Below are 13,365 nucleotides of genomic sequence, written 5' to 3' on the forward strand. Positions count from 1 at the left end.
CCCCCACGTCGTCCCCGACGACCGCGTCCCGCGCACCGTCGACGTCGGCGAGCGCGCCCTCCACCCCGTCGTCCACCCCGCCGTCGTCAACCCCGGCGCCCTCCTCCGGGGCGCCGGCCGAGGGGTCGGCGGCCGAGGTGCGGCAGGCGATCACCAGCTACTACGCGCTGCTGCCCGAGAACCCGCAGCGCGCCTACGACCTCACCGGACCGACGCTGCGCGGCGCCGAGAGCCGCGGCAACTACATCGCGTTCTGGAACCGCTTCAGCTCGGTCAGCCTCGGCCCGGTCTCGGCCACCGACGGCTCGCTCACCGCCACCGCTCCGGTCACCTACGTCGAGGACGGCAGCACGCTGCCCGAGCAGCACACGTTCGTGCTGGTCCGCGGTGAGAACGGGCAACTGCTCATCGACTCCGACCGCGCGGACTGAGCGTCCACGGCGTTCGCTACGGTCCCGCGATGCGCAGTCCCAGGTTCCCCGTGCTCCTGCTGCCCCTCGCGGTGGCTCCCGTCCTCCTCGCCGGCTGCTCCTCCTCGGACTCCCCGGACTCCTCCGCGGACGCCGCCGCGACCACGAGCTCGTCGTCCACCGGGTCGTCGGCCGCATCGTCGTCGGCCGCGTCGTCGACGGCCGCCTCCTCCAGTGCCGCCCCCGCGGACTCGGACGCGGAGAAGAAGGAGGCCTTCTGCACCGAGGTGCCCGCGCTGCTGTCGGACATCAGCAGCGACCTGCAGGGGGTCACCAGCACACCCGAGCAGGCGCCGGCACTGCTGGCCGAGGCAGTGGACAAGATCTCCGCCGTCCAGCCGCCGGCCGACGCGGCGCCGCAGTGGCAGCGGCTGGTCGCGGCCTGGACGTCGATGCGCGACCTGCTGGCGCAGGCCGACCTCACCGACCCCCAGGCCAACACCGACCTCGCGCCCCGGCTGCAGGGCCTGCAGACCGAGCTCGTCGACTCCGGCACCGCGGTCGACGACTACGGCAAGGCCAACTGCTGAGACGACGACAGCGGCGCCGGATCCGGGGATCGGGCGCCGCTGTCGTGATGCGGTGGCGGTGGGATTTGAACCCACGGAGGCGTGAACCTCACACGCTTTCGAGGCGTGCTCCTTCGGCCGCTCGGACACGCCACCGCCGAAGAGACTACAGGGCGCGCCTGGCGCCGAAGAACGCACGTAGCAGCGCGCCGGACTCCTCGGCCCGGACCCCGGCCACCACCTCCGGCCGGTGGTTCAGCCGCCGGTCCCGGACGACGTCCCACAGCGACCCGGCCGCGCCGGCCTTCGGGTCGTCGGCGCCGTAGACCACCCGGGCCACCCGCGACAGCACGCTCGCGCCGGCGCACATGGTGCACGGCTCGAGGGTGACCACCAGCGACGCACCGGTCAGCCGCCAGCCGTCGCCGTGCAGCCGGGCCGCCTCGCGCAGCGCCAGCACCTCGGCGTGCGCGGTCGGGTCACCGCGCTTCTCCCGCTCGTTGGCGGCCTCGGCCAGCACCGCCCCGTCGGGCCCGAGGACGACGGCGCCGATCGGCGTGTCGCCCCACTCCTGCGCCGCGGCCGCGAGCTCGAGCGCCCGCAGCATCGCCTCGTCGTCGGTCACCGGGTCACCTTCGCGGACAGTCGAGCTCTGCTCCACATCTGGAGCAGAGCTCAAATCGTCGGAGGGGCACCTGCTCGGTCCCGGGACCGCCAGCCCTGCCGGCGCAGCCGGTCGGCCCCGTCGAGGAGCAGGTCGAGCGCGAACTCGAACTCGAACTGCTCGTCACAGCCCTGCCCGACGGCGGACAGGTCGCCCTCGGTGGCGACCGTGGCGATCTCCAGGACGTGCGGGAACCGCCGCCCGAACTCGCGCACCATCGCCTCCTGCTCCTCCGCGGTCGGCCCCGGACCGGCCGGGTCCGACGGCGGCTCGTCGAACAGCTCGGGGCTGAAGCCCCAGATGCGGTTGCCCAGCGCGTGCATCACGTGGTGGGTCAGGTCGACCGAGCACCCCCCGGCCCGGAACATGCCGGCCACGGCGTCCATGTGCCCCAGCACGACCGGCGTCCGATGGGTGCGGGACTCGATAGCCTGCCGTGCCCACCGGTGCCGGAGCACCGCGCGGCGGGCGGAGAGGACGCGCTGCCGGACGGCGTCGGTCCAGTGCAGCTCCCGGCCGTCGGGCTCGACCGGCTCGATCTCGCCGAGGACGACGTCGACCATCCCGTCGAGCAGCTCGTCCTTGTTGGCCACGTGCTTGTACAGCGCCATCGGGACGACGCCGAGCTCCTCGGCGAGCCTGCGCATGCTGACCGCGTCGATGCCCGCCTCGTCGGCGAGGGCCACCGCTGCGTGCAGCACCCGCGCCCTGTTCAGCGGGGTCCGGCGCCCGGCTGCACGCTGCTCCACCGACCGACCTCCCTGTCCCGCCCGTCCGGCGCTTGACAGGTGTACACGGTACACCCAGCGTCTCGGGCCGTTGGTGTACGCCGTACACCGCAGATCCGAGGAGGTCCTGGCCATGCGCGTCACCCGAGTCCACGCCGTCGTCACCGGGGTGTTCTTCCTGGTCGCCGCGATCGCGGCGATCGCCGCGCTGGCGCTGTACCAACCGGCCCTCGACGACGCCGGCTACGCGCTGGGCAGCGGCGCGGACACGCAGGTGCTCCTCGGCGGCTTCCTCGAGGTGGTGCTGTGCGCCGCGGTGATCGGCACCGCAGTCACCGTGCACCCCGTCGTCCAGCGGTACGGCGCGAGCCTGGCGCTGGGCTACGTCAGGCGGCCGGCTGCTGGAGGCGGCGGTCATCGCCGTCGGCATCCTGAGCACCCTGTCGGTGGTCACGCTGCGCCAGGTGCACGAGGCGGGCGACCTGGACGACCCGTCGCTGGTCGCGGTCAGCCGGGCGCTCGTGGCCCTGCACGACTGGTCGTTCCTGCTCGGCCCCGGCCTTGTCATCGGGGTGAACACGCTGCTGCTCGCCGTCCTCGTCCGCCGCGGGCGGCTGGTCCCCCGCTGGATCTCCACCGTGGGGCTGGTCGGCGGCCCGCTCGTCCTCGCCTCCTCGACCGCGGTGCTCTTCGGCCTCTACGACCAGGTGTCCGCGCCGGCCGCCCTGGCCGCGCTGCCGGTGACCGTGTGGGAGATGAGCCTGGCGGTGTACCTCATCGCCCGGGGCTTCCGGGCCCCTGCCCCGGCGGCGCCGGACCCGGCGGCGGCGCTGGTCCCGGCCTGAGCACCGCCGGTCAGGACAGGTCGACGGCGGTCAGCTCCGACAGCTCGGCGAGCGCCGCCGCGGGGTCGACGACCTTGATCGTGTGCATGCCCAGCGCCCGGGCGGGCTTGAGGTTGATGCCCAGGTCGTCGAGGTAGGCGCAGTCCGCCGCGGCGACCGGGCGGCCGACCGCCTCGGACAGCCGGCGCAGCGCCAGCTCGTAGATCGCCGGCTCCGGCTTGCGCACCCCCTCGACGGAGGACTCCACGACCGTGTCGAACAGCTCGAGCAGCTCCCCCAGCCGCCCGGTGCGCTCCATCGGTGCGACGTTGTTCGACAGCAGGGCCAGCGGCAGCCCGGCGGCCCGCAACCGCGCGACGGCGGTCACCATGGCCGGGCGGAGGTCCCCGTGCAGCGCGGCGAGCACCCGGCCGGCGTCCACGGTGAACCCGGCCGCCGCAGCCTCGGCCTCGAACGCGGCCCGGAACCCGGCCTCGTCGAGCTCGCGGCGCTCGTAGCGGGCCCAGGCGTTCGTGTCCGGGTCGGCGCTGTTCAGCCGGCGCACCAGCCCGTCGGGCAGCCCGGCCTCGGCCTCGTACGCGGCGAAGGCGGTCATCGGGCTCTCGGTGATCACGCCGCCCAGGTCGAAGACGACCGCGGTGGTGGTCACGGTGTCGCCACCGCGAGCAGCTCGGCGGCGAAGCCCAGCCGCTCGGCGATCCGGAGCACCATCTCGTCGGCCCACAGCTCGTCGGAGTCCAGCAGCACGGCGAGCTCCTCGGCCGGCATCCCGGCGTCGGCGAACACGTCGAGGTCACCGCCCGGCCAGCCCTGCCCGTCCTCGTCGAACGCGTCGTCGACGGTCGTGCCGGTCTCCACCGCGATGCCGTACCGCTCGACCACCTCGGCGGCGAGCACCCACTCCTGGAACGTCGCGTCGGAGATCAGCGCCCGCACCATCCCGCCCGGCCCGTGCCGCAGCACGACGAAGTACAGCCGGCTGTCCACCACGACCACGAACGGGCCCGGCCAGCCGGCGGCGCCCGGTTCGCCGAGGGCGCGCTCGAGCACGGGCAGCTCGTCGTCGGCGTCGGCGGCCAGCAGCTCGCACTGCCAGCGGTCCTCGAGGCAGGTGACCCGTACGGCGAAGCTCTGCCGCAGCGTGCTGCCGGTGTCCGGCGGGGGCGTCATAGCCTCTGATCATGGCCGACGCCCCGGACGAGGACCGCACGCCCGTCGACCCGGGCCTGTTCCGGGCCCTGGCTGCGGACCCGCTCGCCGCCCACCTGGGCATCGAGCTGGTCGAGGTCCGGCCCGGCTACGCCCGGGCGACGATGACCGTGGGCCCGCAGCTGCTCAACACCGTCGGCACCGCGCACGGCGGCGCGACCATGGCGCTGCTGGACGTGGTGCACAGCGCGGTGAGCAACAGCCACGGCACGGTCGCCGTCGCCCAGGACGTGCACACCGAGTTCCTCTCCGCCGGCCGGCCGGGTGACCAGCTCGTCGCCGAGGGCGTGGAGGTGCACCGCTCCAGCCGGACGGCGGTGTACCGGATCGACGCCACCACCACCGACGGACGCCGGGTGGCCACCGCCCTGGCCCGGGTGTTCCGGCTCGGCACACCGTGGGAGACCGGCACGTGAGCGGCTTCCCCGTCCCGACGATGCCCGCGCCGCCGGTGTCGGTGGTCGGCCTCGGCCAGCTCGGCGGCTCGCTGGCCGCCGCCCTCGCCGGCGCGGGCCGGCCGGTCTCCGGGTGGGACGTCGACCCCGCGGCCCGGGACGCGGCCGAGGACCAGAGCGTGCGGATCAGCCAGGAGCTGACCGGCGTCGTCGTCCTCGCGGTGCCGCTGCCGGTGATGGGCAGCGCGCTGACCGGGCTGCGGATCGACCCGGGCGCGACCGTCACCGACCTCGGCTCGGTGAAGGTGCCGGTCCTCGCCGAGCTCGGTGCCGCGCACGGGGACCGCTTCGTCGGCGGGCACCCGATGTGCGGGACGGAACGGTCCGGCCACACCGCCGTCGACCCGGGCCTGTTCACCGGCGCCCGCTGGGCGCTGTGCCTGGAACCGGACACTGACCTGCGGCGGTGGCTGCGGGTCGCCGAGATCGCCCTGGCCGTCGGCGCCGAGGTGGTGCCGGTGACCGCGGTCGAGCACGACGACGCGGTCGCCGCGATCAGCGCCGTCCCGCACCTGCTGGCCGCCGCCCTCGCCACCGCCGCCGGGCAGGCCGGACCGCTCGCGCTCTCCCTCGCCGCCGGCAGCTTCCGCGACGGCACCCGGGTGATCGGCAGCGACCCGGCGTTCGTCACCGCCCTGGTCGAGGGCAACGCCGGGCCGACCGCTGCGGCCCTGGACCGGGTCCGCGCCCAGCTGGCCCGCCCGTGGGCCGACCTGGTCGCCGACGGGCACGCCGTGCGGGCCGCGTCCGCCGGCCGCCGGCCGGTGCGCGTCCCGCTGGACCGCACCGCCCTGCTGGCGCTCGGCCGCGCCGGCGGCGCGGTGACCCGGCGGCTGGCCGCCTTCATCGAGGGCTGGGTCCCCGAGGGGGCCTGACGGCCGCAGGGCGCGGAGCCGCCCGGGACAGGGCAAGCTGGGACCGACGCACGAGGAGAGGGAGACATGGACGACAAGGACATCCGCGCGCAGATCGAGGCCCTGGTCGAGGAGGAGCACACGCTCCGCAACGCCAGCGAGCACACCGAGGAGCAGCGCGCCCGGCTCCGCCAGATCGAGGAGGACCGCGACCAGCTGTGGGACCTGCTGCGTCAGCGGGACGCCAAGCGCCAGTACGGCGAGGACCCGGACGAGGCCGAGGCCCGTCCCGAGCCGCAGGTGGAGAACTACCTGCAGTGAGCCGCGAGGCCGGCCTCCAGCAACGCCAGCTGCCACAGCAGCCGGGCGCGGGGGTCGGCCACCGAGCGGCCGGTGACCTGCTCGATCCGGCGGAGCCGGTGCATGACGGTGTTCCGGTGGCAGTACAGCTCCTCCGCGGCCCGGGTCGGTGAGCCGTCGGCGGCCAGGAACGCCGTCAACGTGGCCAGCAGCACGTCCCGCTCGTCGGCAGGCAGCTCCAGCACCCGGCCCAGCGACTGCTCGACCAGCCGCCGGGTGATCTCCGGGGAACTGCTGAGCAGCGCCTCGGGCAGCCGGTCGTCGATGGTCACCACCCGGGCCTGACCGGCCGGCAGGGTCCGGGCCGCGGTGTCGGCGAGCCGCCAGGCCGAGGCCACCGCTGCCGCACCCTCGACGACCGCAGAGGCCCCGACCGGGCCCTGCGCCTGCTCCGCCAGCCAGCCGAGCACCTCGGCGACCGGGCGGGTGCCCAGGGCCACCACCCCGACCTGGGCGCCGCTGCGCCAGCCCCAGACCGAGCGCACGCCGCGCGCCAGCAGCCGGGCGGCGGGGTCGGCCAGCGTCGCTGCGCCGGCCTCGTCCGGCGGCGCCACCGCGCAGACCAGCCGCCCGTCCAGCGACAGCGCCAGCAGCTCCGACGCCGACCGGACGAACACCGGGTCGTCTCCCCTGCCACCGAGCAGGCCGTCGAGCACCTGCTGGCGGGCCTCGTCGTCGATGCCGGCCAGCCGCCGCTCCTCGGCGCGGTAGGCCTCGGCCAGCGCGGCGCACTGCACGTCGTTGACGTGCCACACCGAGCCCGCGACCTCCAGCAGGACGTCGCTGTCCCCGGGCGCCTCGATGTCCCGGGCCGACGCCCGCAGCGCCTCCCAGGTGACCTGCCCGCCGAGCCGGTAGGCGCGCAGCACCGTCTCCAGCGGCACGCCCTGGGCGGCCCGACGGCGGCCCACCTCGCGGGCCGCGTCCAGCGCCGCCCGGCCGCCGTCCTCGGCATGGCCCATCAGCGTGCGCACACCGCGCTCGAGGTTGGTCCGGGTCGACTCGAACAGCTCCCCGACCACGCCCGGCCCCTGGTGGGCGTAGGAGTCCTCGCTGCGCTCCAGGATGCCGATCATCCGCGAGGTCATGTCGTCCAGCTGGTCGAGCAGGGGCGGCGCGAGCTCTGCCAGCCGCGCGGCCACCTCGGACCGGAACGGTTGCACCTGCCACCCCCTTCGTGACCCACCGCACAGTGCACAAGCGACCTGGGTGATCGCTGTGCTGCCCGCCCATTGTGACCGCACTCACCGGACCGCACGCTCGACGGGTCGGGGACACCCGACGTCCGTCTGCCGCGGCATGCCCGGCGGACACCGAACCCGAGGCAAGGGAGCCGTGGGCCCGTTGGCGCAGCCGACCCCGACTGCAGGCAGCACCGCGTTGGACCGCACCACCGCGGAGTCCGCACGCCCGTCGTCCCGGCTGGAGATGACCGGCATCTCGGTGGCCTTCGGCGGGGTCACCGCCCTCTCCGACGTCTCCCTCGTGGTGGAGCCGGGCCAGGTGCACGGGCTGATCGGGCCGAACGGCGCGGGGAAGACGACGCTGTTCAACGTCGCCTGCGGCATCGTCCGGGCCGACTCCGGGACCATCACCTGGCGTGACCGGCCGCTGCGCCGGCTGCGCCCGGACCAGCTCGCCCGGCTGGGCATCGCCCGCACCCTGCAGGGCGTCGGCCTGTTCGCCGGGCTGACCGTGCTGGAGAACGTGATGATCGGCGCGCACCGGCACGCCCGGGCCGGCTTCGCCTCCGCGCTGCTCGCGCTGCCCCGCAGCGACTCCGACGAGCGCGCACTGCGCGGCCGGGCCACCGCCGCGCTGGCCGACCTGGACGCCGAGCGCTACGCCGACCGCTACCCCGGCAGCCTCCCCTACCCGGTGCAGAAGCGCGTCGCGCTCGCCCGGGCGCTGGTCTCCTCCCCCGAGCTGCTGCTGCTCGACGAACCGGCCAGCGGCCTGGCCGAGGACGAGATGCACGAGCTCGGGAAGCTGATCCGCAGCCTGTCCGCGCGGATGGGCGTGCTGCTCGTCGAGCACCACATGGACCTGGTCATGAGCGTGTGCGACCGGGTGACGGTGCTCGACTCCGGCGCGGTGATCGCCTCCGGCACCACCACGGAGATCCAGGCCGACCCGGCCGTCACCGCCGCCTACCTCGGTGAGGACGTCGACGTCGAGCACGACGCCGCCGAGCTGCAGGCCGGCACGGGAGCCGACCGTGCCTGACACCGCCGTCGCCCCGGACGCCACCCGCACCAGCGGCGCGACCCTCGAGGTGCGCGACCTGACCACGTCCTACGGTCCGGTGCGGGCCCTGGACGGCGTCTCGCTGACCGCCGCGCCCGGCCGGATCACCGCCGTCCTGGGCGCCAACGGGGCCGGCAAGACCTCGCTGCTGCGCACCGTCAGCGGACTGGTCCGCGCCAGCTCGGGCACCGTGCTGCTCGACGGGGCGGACGTCACCCGGGCCGCCGTCGAGTCGATGGTCGGTCGTGGCATGGCGCACGTCCCGGAGGGCCGCGGCGTCATCGCCGAGCTGACCGTCGAGGAGAACCTCCGGGTCGGCGCGCTCTTCCGCGGCAAGGTCGGCCGGGAGGAGTTCGACCGGGTCTACGACCTGTTCCCGCGGCTGGTGGAGCGGCGGGACAACCCCGCGCACACGCTCTCCGGCGGCGAGCGGCAGATGCTGGTCATCGGCCGAGCGCTGCTGGCCCGGCCGCGGATCCTGCTGCTGGACGAGCCCTCGCTGGGCCTGGCCCCGCGGATCGTCGCGCAGATCTTCGGCCTGCTGCGGCAGCTGGTGGACGCCGAGGGTCTGTCGGTCCTGCTGGTCGAGCAGAACGCGCGCAGTGCGCTGTCGGTCGCCGACGTCGGGATCGTCCTCAACCTGGGCCGGGTGGTCGCCACCGACGACGCCCGCACGCTCATGGCCGACGAGGACCTCCGGCACGCCTACCTGGGCTTCTGAGCCCGACCTCCCCGCCCCACCGCACCACCAGGAAGGCACCACACCCGTGCAGCAGTTCATCGACACCACCCTCTCGGGGCTGGCGCAGGGCATGGTCTTCGCGGCCTTCGCCCTCGCGCTGGTGCTGATCTGGCGGTCGACCAGGATCGTCAACTTCGCGCAGGGCTCGATGGCGATGGCGACGACGTTCGTCGCGCTGGCGCTCATCCAGGCCGGCTGGAACTACTGGGCGGCGCTCGCGGCGGCGCTGGTCAGCGGGTTCGTGCTGGGTGCGGTCGTCGAGCGGGTGGTCATCCGCCGGGTCGAGGGCGGGCCGGAGCTGAACGCGGTGATCGTGACCCTGGGCCTGTTCGTGGCCATCCAGGCGGCGGTGGCGATCATCGCCGGCTCGTCGTTCCAGTCCTTCCCCGCCCCGTTCGGGCTGCGCGGGTTCACCATCGGCGGCAACACGATCGCGCTGACCCCCAACCGGGTCTACGTGATCGCCGCGGTCCTGCTGACCATGGCCCTGCTCGTCGCGCTGTTCCGGTTCACCCGGGTCGGGCTGGCGATGCGGGCCGCCGCGTTCGGCCAGGAGGTCGCGCGGCTGCTCGGCGTCCGGGTGGGCCGGATGCTCACCCTGGGCTGGGCGCTGGCCGCCGTCGTCGGCTCGCTGGCCGGGCTGCTGATCGCCGGGGGGTCGTTCGTCTACCCGGCCTACATGGACAGCCTGATCGTCTTCGGCTTCGTCGCCGCCGTGCTGGGCGGGCTGGACTCCCCGATCGGTGCCGTCGTCGGCGGCCTGCTGCTCGGGCTGGCGCTGTCCTACGTCAGCGCCTACTTCGGTGGCAGCTCGGTGGTCAACCTCGCCGCCCTGGTGATCCTCGTGGTCGTGCTGCTGGTCCGGCCCGGCGGTCTGTTCGCCAGCACCGTGGCCCGGAGGGCATGACGTCATGAGCGACCTGCAGAACGCCGGCCAGACCATCGCCCAGCCGCCCGCCGGCAACCCCGCCACCGCGGCCGCCCCGGCCAGCACCAGCAGCCGGAAGGGCCGGATCCCGCTGCCGCAGTCGACGCTGCTGCGCCACCTGCTCGCCGTCGTGCTCTGCGCCGTGGCCGCCGTCGTCCTGCTCGAGAGCACCGACCCGTTCCGCAACTCCCAGCTGGCGACGCTGACCTACTACGCGATCGCCGCCGGCGGGCTGACCGTGCTCACCGGGCTCAACGGGCAGATCTCGCTCGGCCACGGCGCGCTGATGGCCGTCGGGGCGTACACGACCGGGCTGTTCCTCTCCGCCGACGAGCCGCTGCCGCTGCCGGTGGTCTTCCTCGCCGCCATCGTGGTCACCGCGCTGGTCGGCGCCGTGGTCGGCGCCGCGGCGTCCCGGCTGCACGGGCCCTACCTGGCCGGCGCGACCCTGGCGCTCGCCGTCGGGCTGCCCGGGCTGGCACTGAAGTTCAAGGGCACGCTCGGCGGCGAGCAGGGCCTGCGGGTCCGCGCGCCGCGCGCGCCGGAGTGGTTCGGCGACGCGATCAAGACCCTCACCGGCAACCCGGCGACGGCGACCAAGTGGCTGGCCTACGTGGGCGCCATCGCGCTGCTGGTCACCTACTTCCTGCTCGCCAACCTGATCCGCAGCCGGATCGGCCGGACCTGGCGGGCGGTGCGCGACAACGACGTCGCCGCCGAGCTGGCCGGGATCCGGCTGGGCTCCTGGCGGGTGCTGGCCTTCGTGGTCAGCGCGGCGTGCGCGGGCCTCGGCGGGGCGGTGCTGGCCATCGTCGTCCGGCTCGCCGCGCCGAGCGCCTTCACCCTGGTGCTCTCGCTGGCGCTGCTGACCGCGATCGTGCTCGGCGGTCTGGGCAGCCTGCTCGGCGCCCTCATCGGCTCGGCGCTGCTGGTCTTCCTGCCGCAGGTGACCACCGACCTCGGCTCCGCCGCCGGTCTGGACGGCACCGAGGCCGCCCAGCTGGCCCCCTTCGTCTACGGCGTCGTCCTCGTGGCGGCGATGATCTTCGCCCCCGCCGGCATCGTCGGGACGATCCGCCTCCGTTGGCTGGCCCAGCGCGCGAAGCGAGCAGTCGCGCGCGAGACCGGGAGGTGAGCCCAGCCGACGCACGCCGCTGACCGCCGAGCCGGTCGGCCCTCCCGTTCCACGACTCCCGGGCGACGACGCCCGGGCTGCACTGAGGAGTTCCCGTGGTCCGTTCTTCCCGACGCCTCGTCCGGGTCCCCATCGCCGTGCTCGCCGCGGCCACCGTCGCCTCCGGGCTCGCCGCCTGCGGCGGCAGTGACGACAGCGGCGGCGGTTCCGGCGGCGGCAGCGATGCCGGCGCCGCCAACGAGGCCTCCGACGTCGGTGTCACCGAGGACACCGTCACCGTCGGTGCCCACTTCCCGCTGACCGGCGTCGCGGCGCCCGGCTACAGCGAGATCCCGACCGGCACCCAGGCGTACTTCGACTACGTCAACGCCGCCGGCGGCGTCAACGGCCGGACGATCGAGTACGAGTACCTCGACGACGCCTACAACCCGACGAACACCAGCCAGGTCACCAACCAGCTGGTGCTCGACGACGAGATCTTCGCGATGCTCGGCGGGCTGGGCACGCCCACCCACAGCGCCGTCATCGACTTCCTCAACGACGAGGGCGTCCCGGACCTCTTCGTCTCCTCCGGCTCGCTGCTGTGGGACGACGCCGAGGAGCACCCCACGACGTTCGGCTGGCAGCCCGACTACGAGATCGAGGGCAAGATCATCGGCCAGTACATCAAGGAGAACTTCCCTGATGCCAAGGTCGGGCTCTTCCTCCAGGACGACGACTTCGGCGAGAACGGCGAGAAGGGCATCCGCGAGTACGTCGACGACCAGGTCGTCAGTGCGCAGCGGTACACCCCGGGCAACACCGACGTCGGCCCGCAGATCGCCGCGCTGAAGGCCGCCGGTGCCGACTTCGTCGCGGGGTTCAACGTGCCCAGCTACACCGCGCTGTCCCAGCTGACCGCCCTGCAGCTGGGCTACGACCCGCAGTGGTTCTACTCCAACGTCGGGTCCGACCCGGCGCTGGTCGGCTCGCTGCTGAACAACTTCTCCAAGGGCAAGGTGACCGACGCCGCCCTGCTGGACGGCGCGCTGACCACCGAGTACCTGCCGAGCGTGGACCAGCCCGACAACCCCTGGACCCAGCTGTTCCAGAAGGTGTGGGACGCCTCCGGCCAGGAGGGCCAGCTGACCAACTACCGCATCTACGGCATGGCCGAGGCCTACACCTTCGTCCAGGCGCTGCAGGCGGCCGGTCAGAACCCGACCCGTGAGGGCATCGTCGACGCCGTCGAGCAGGCCGGCGCCGACTTCGAGGGCCCGGCGCTCGCGCCGTTCCGCTACTCGGCGGACAAGCACGCCGGCGTCGGCGGCATGCTGGTCAGCCAGATCACCGGCACCTCCTCGGAGGAGAAGACGCCGGTGCTGACCACCGACAACGGCGACGCCGAGATCACCGAGTACGACGGGGAGCCGTCGACCCCGCCGTCCAGCGGCATCCCGGACGTGGAGCCCGTCGAGTAGTTGAAGGACCCCGTCCTCCTCACCCCTCGCGCGCTCGGGGCGAGCCTCTGGACGGGGCCTGAGCGCCCGGGCCGCCGGTCCCCCTCCGCGGGGGTCGGCGGCCCGTCGGCGTCACCAGGGGACGACGCCGGCGTCCTCGAAGAAGCCGCCGGTGGGGCCGCCGTCGGGCAGGGTGGCCAGCCGGATGGCGGTCGCTGCGCCCTGCTCCGGGGTGCGTACGCCGCGGAAGCCGTTGAGGTCGGTGGCGACGTACCCCGGGCACGCGCAGTTGATGAGGACGTCCGTGCCGGCCAGCTCCCGGACGTACTGCAGCGTCACCGCGTTCAGGAACGTCTTCGACGGCGAGTAGGCGACCGCCACCGGACCCGTGACCAGGTCGCCACCCGGACCGGCCTGCCGGGTCAGCGAGCCGACGCTGCTGGACATGTTGACGATCCGCGGCGAGGCCGAGCGGAGCAGCAGCGGCAGCATCGCGTTGGTGACCCGGATGACGCCGATGACGTTGGTCTCCACGACGGTCCGGATGACAGCCGGGTCGACGGTGCTCGGCTGCTGCGGCCCACCGCCGGTGATGCCGGCGTTGTTGACCAGCGCGTCCAGCCGCCCGGCGCGCTCGGCGACCAGCTCGGCGGCCGTGGCGACGCTCCGGTCGTCGGTGACGTCCAGCGGGACGGCGAAGGCGTCGATGCCGACCTCCCGCAACCGGCCCACCGCTGCCTCCCGCCGCGCCGACGATCGACGTCATGAGCACAACGAAGA

General features: G+C 74.2%; 15 protein-coding genes, 1 tRNA gene and 3 pseudogenes. 12 read left to right on the forward strand and 7 right to left on the reverse strand.

The window, feature by feature from the left end; genetic code table 11:
• Positions 1-137: 137 nt before the first annotated feature.
• Positions 138-431 carry a hypothetical protein gene (locus FHL79_RS23410; RefSeq protein WP_138760965.1) on the forward strand — a complete coding sequence of 98 codons (294 nt, stop codon included), beginning with the start codon at positions 138-140 and terminating at the stop codon, positions 429-431.
• Between the two features lie 29 nt (positions 432-460).
• Complete coding sequence (locus tag FHL79_RS23415) at positions 461-1,000, forward strand: hypothetical protein (protein ID WP_138760966.1); 540 nt, start codon at positions 461-463, stop codon at positions 998-1,000.
• Between the two features lie 50 nt (positions 1,001-1,050).
• On the opposite strand, the gene FHL79_RS23420 is transcribed toward FHL79_RS23415, so the two are convergent.
• The 3 genes from FHL79_RS23420 to FHL79_RS23430 all read right to left on the reverse strand — a co-directional run bounded on the left by FHL79_RS23420 (position 1,051) and on the right by FHL79_RS23430 (position 2,392).
• Positions 1,051-1,135 (reverse strand) — tRNA-Ser (locus FHL79_RS23420).
• A 10-nt stretch (positions 1,136-1,145) separates the two neighbouring features.
• The gene (locus FHL79_RS23425; protein WP_246081162.1) at positions 1,146-1,604 is read right to left on the reverse strand and encodes a nucleoside deaminase; all 459 of its coding nucleotides are present in this window, start codon (positions 1,602-1,604) and stop codon (positions 1,146-1,148) included.
• A gap of 50 nt (positions 1,605-1,654) precedes the next feature.
• Positions 1,655-2,392: a TetR/AcrR family transcriptional regulator gene (locus FHL79_RS23430; RefSeq protein ID WP_218938582.1), complete on the reverse strand. Its 738-nt coding sequence runs from the start codon at positions 2,390-2,392 to the stop codon at positions 1,655-1,657.
• Between the two features lie 112 nt (positions 2,393-2,504).
• Here FHL79_RS23430 and FHL79_RS26550 point away from each other — a divergent pair.
• Together FHL79_RS26550 and FHL79_RS26285 are read left to right on the forward strand one after the other, a co-directional pair.
• Positions 2,505-2,735: pseudogene (locus FHL79_RS26550) on the forward strand (DUF4386 family protein); the annotation flags it as partial.
• Between the two features lie 25 nt (positions 2,736-2,760).
• Positions 2,761-3,216: pseudogene (locus FHL79_RS26285) on the forward strand (DUF4386 domain-containing protein); the annotation flags it as partial.
• Between the two features lie 10 nt (positions 3,217-3,226).
• Here the strand turns inward: FHL79_RS26285 and FHL79_RS23440 are convergent.
• A complete protein-coding gene (locus FHL79_RS23440) occupies positions 3,227-3,865 on the reverse strand; it encodes an HAD-IA family hydrolase (RefSeq protein WP_138760968.1) in 639 nt (212 codons plus the stop codon).
• Entirely contained in the window at positions 3,862-4,386 is a 525-nt protein-coding gene (locus FHL79_RS23445) for a tRNA adenosine deaminase-associated protein (RefSeq protein WP_138760969.1), read from the reverse strand. Before FHL79_RS23445 ends, FHL79_RS23440 begins: the two co-directional genes overlap by 4 nt.
• Positions 4,387-4,397: 11 nt before the next feature.
• On the opposite strand from FHL79_RS23445, the gene FHL79_RS23450 reads away from it, so the two are divergent.
• The 3 genes from FHL79_RS23450 to FHL79_RS23460 all read left to right on the forward strand — a co-directional run bounded on the left by FHL79_RS23450 (position 4,398) and on the right by FHL79_RS23460 (position 6,055).
• On the forward strand, positions 4,398-4,841 hold the full coding sequence (locus tag FHL79_RS23450; RefSeq protein WP_138760970.1) for a PaaI family thioesterase: 444 nt from the start codon (positions 4,398-4,400) through the stop codon (positions 4,839-4,841).
• Entirely contained in the window at positions 4,838-5,755 is a 918-nt protein-coding gene (locus FHL79_RS23455; RefSeq protein WP_138760971.1) for a prephenate dehydrogenase/arogenate dehydrogenase family protein, read from the forward strand. Before FHL79_RS23450 ends, FHL79_RS23455 begins: the two co-directional genes overlap by 4 nt.
• A gap of 66 nt (positions 5,756-5,821) precedes the next feature.
• A complete protein-coding gene (locus FHL79_RS23460) occupies positions 5,822-6,055 on the forward strand; it encodes a DUF2630 family protein (protein ID WP_138760972.1) in 234 nt (77 codons plus the stop codon).
• Here FHL79_RS23460 and FHL79_RS23465 read toward each other — a convergent pair.
• Positions 6,043-7,257, reverse strand: coding sequence for a PucR family transcriptional regulator (locus tag FHL79_RS23465; protein ID WP_138760973.1), 1,215 nt, complete (start codon positions 7,255-7,257; stop codon positions 6,043-6,045). The two genes, FHL79_RS23460 and FHL79_RS23465, sit on opposite strands and share 13 nt — an antisense overlap.
• Before the next feature lie 172 nt (positions 7,258-7,429).
• Here FHL79_RS23465 and FHL79_RS23470 point away from each other — a divergent pair, with 172 nt between their 5' ends.
• The 5 genes from FHL79_RS23470 (at position 7,430) to FHL79_RS23490 (ending at position 12,606) form a co-directional block, all read left to right on the forward strand.
• Positions 7,430-8,320 (forward strand): ABC transporter ATP-binding protein, encoded by an 891-nt coding sequence (locus FHL79_RS23470; protein WP_218938583.1) that lies wholly within the window; start codon positions 7,430-7,432, stop codon positions 8,318-8,320.
• Complete coding sequence (locus tag FHL79_RS23475; RefSeq protein WP_138760975.1) at positions 8,313-9,062, forward strand: ABC transporter ATP-binding protein; 750 nt, start codon at positions 8,313-8,315, stop codon at positions 9,060-9,062. The genes FHL79_RS23470 and FHL79_RS23475 overlap by 8 nt, the downstream gene beginning before the upstream one ends.
• A gap of 46 nt (positions 9,063-9,108) precedes the next feature.
• Positions 9,109-9,990: a branched-chain amino acid ABC transporter permease gene (locus FHL79_RS23480; RefSeq protein ID WP_138760976.1), complete on the forward strand. Its 882-nt coding sequence runs from the start codon at positions 9,109-9,111 to the stop codon at positions 9,988-9,990.
• Between the two features lie 4 nt (positions 9,991-9,994).
• Positions 9,995-11,146, forward strand: a complete 1,152-nt coding sequence (locus tag FHL79_RS23485) for a branched-chain amino acid ABC transporter permease (protein ID WP_138760977.1) — start codon at positions 9,995-9,997, stop codon at positions 11,144-11,146.
• 95 nt (positions 11,147-11,241) lie between these two features.
• On the forward strand, positions 11,242-12,606 hold the full coding sequence (locus FHL79_RS23490; protein WP_246081164.1) for an ABC transporter substrate-binding protein: 1,365 nt from the start codon (positions 11,242-11,244) through the stop codon (positions 12,604-12,606).
• Positions 12,607-12,717: 111 nt separating this feature from the next.
• On the opposite strand, the pseudogene FHL79_RS23495 reads toward FHL79_RS23490, so the two are convergent.
• Positions 12,718-13,332: pseudogene (locus FHL79_RS23495) on the reverse strand (SDR family NAD(P)-dependent oxidoreductase); the annotation flags it as partial.
• Between the last annotated feature and the right edge of the window lie 33 nt (positions 13,333-13,365).

The organism is Modestobacter altitudinis (genome assembly GCF_005930475.1).
Classification (GTDB): domain Bacteria; phylum Actinomycetota; class Actinomycetes; order Mycobacteriales; family Geodermatophilaceae; genus Modestobacter; species Modestobacter altitudinis.

Coding starts and splice junctions, on each gene's coding strand:
- FHL79_RS23445 (WP_138760969.1), bottom strand. CDS start 4,386: ATGACGCCCCCGCCGGACACCGGCAGCACGCTGCGGCAGAGCTTCGCC.
- FHL79_RS23460 (WP_138760972.1), top strand. CDS start 5,822: ATGGACGACAAGGACATCCGCGCGCAGATCGAGGCCCTGGTCGAGGAG.
- FHL79_RS23450 (WP_138760970.1), top strand. CDS start 4,398: ATGGCCGACGCCCCGGACGAGGACCGCACGCCCGTCGACCCGGGCCTG.
- FHL79_RS23415 (WP_138760966.1), top strand. CDS start 461: ATGCGCAGTCCCAGGTTCCCCGTGCTCCTGCTGCCCCTCGCGGTGGCT.
- FHL79_RS23485 (WP_138760977.1), top strand. CDS start 9,995: ATGAGCGACCTGCAGAACGCCGGCCAGACCATCGCCCAGCCGCCCGCC.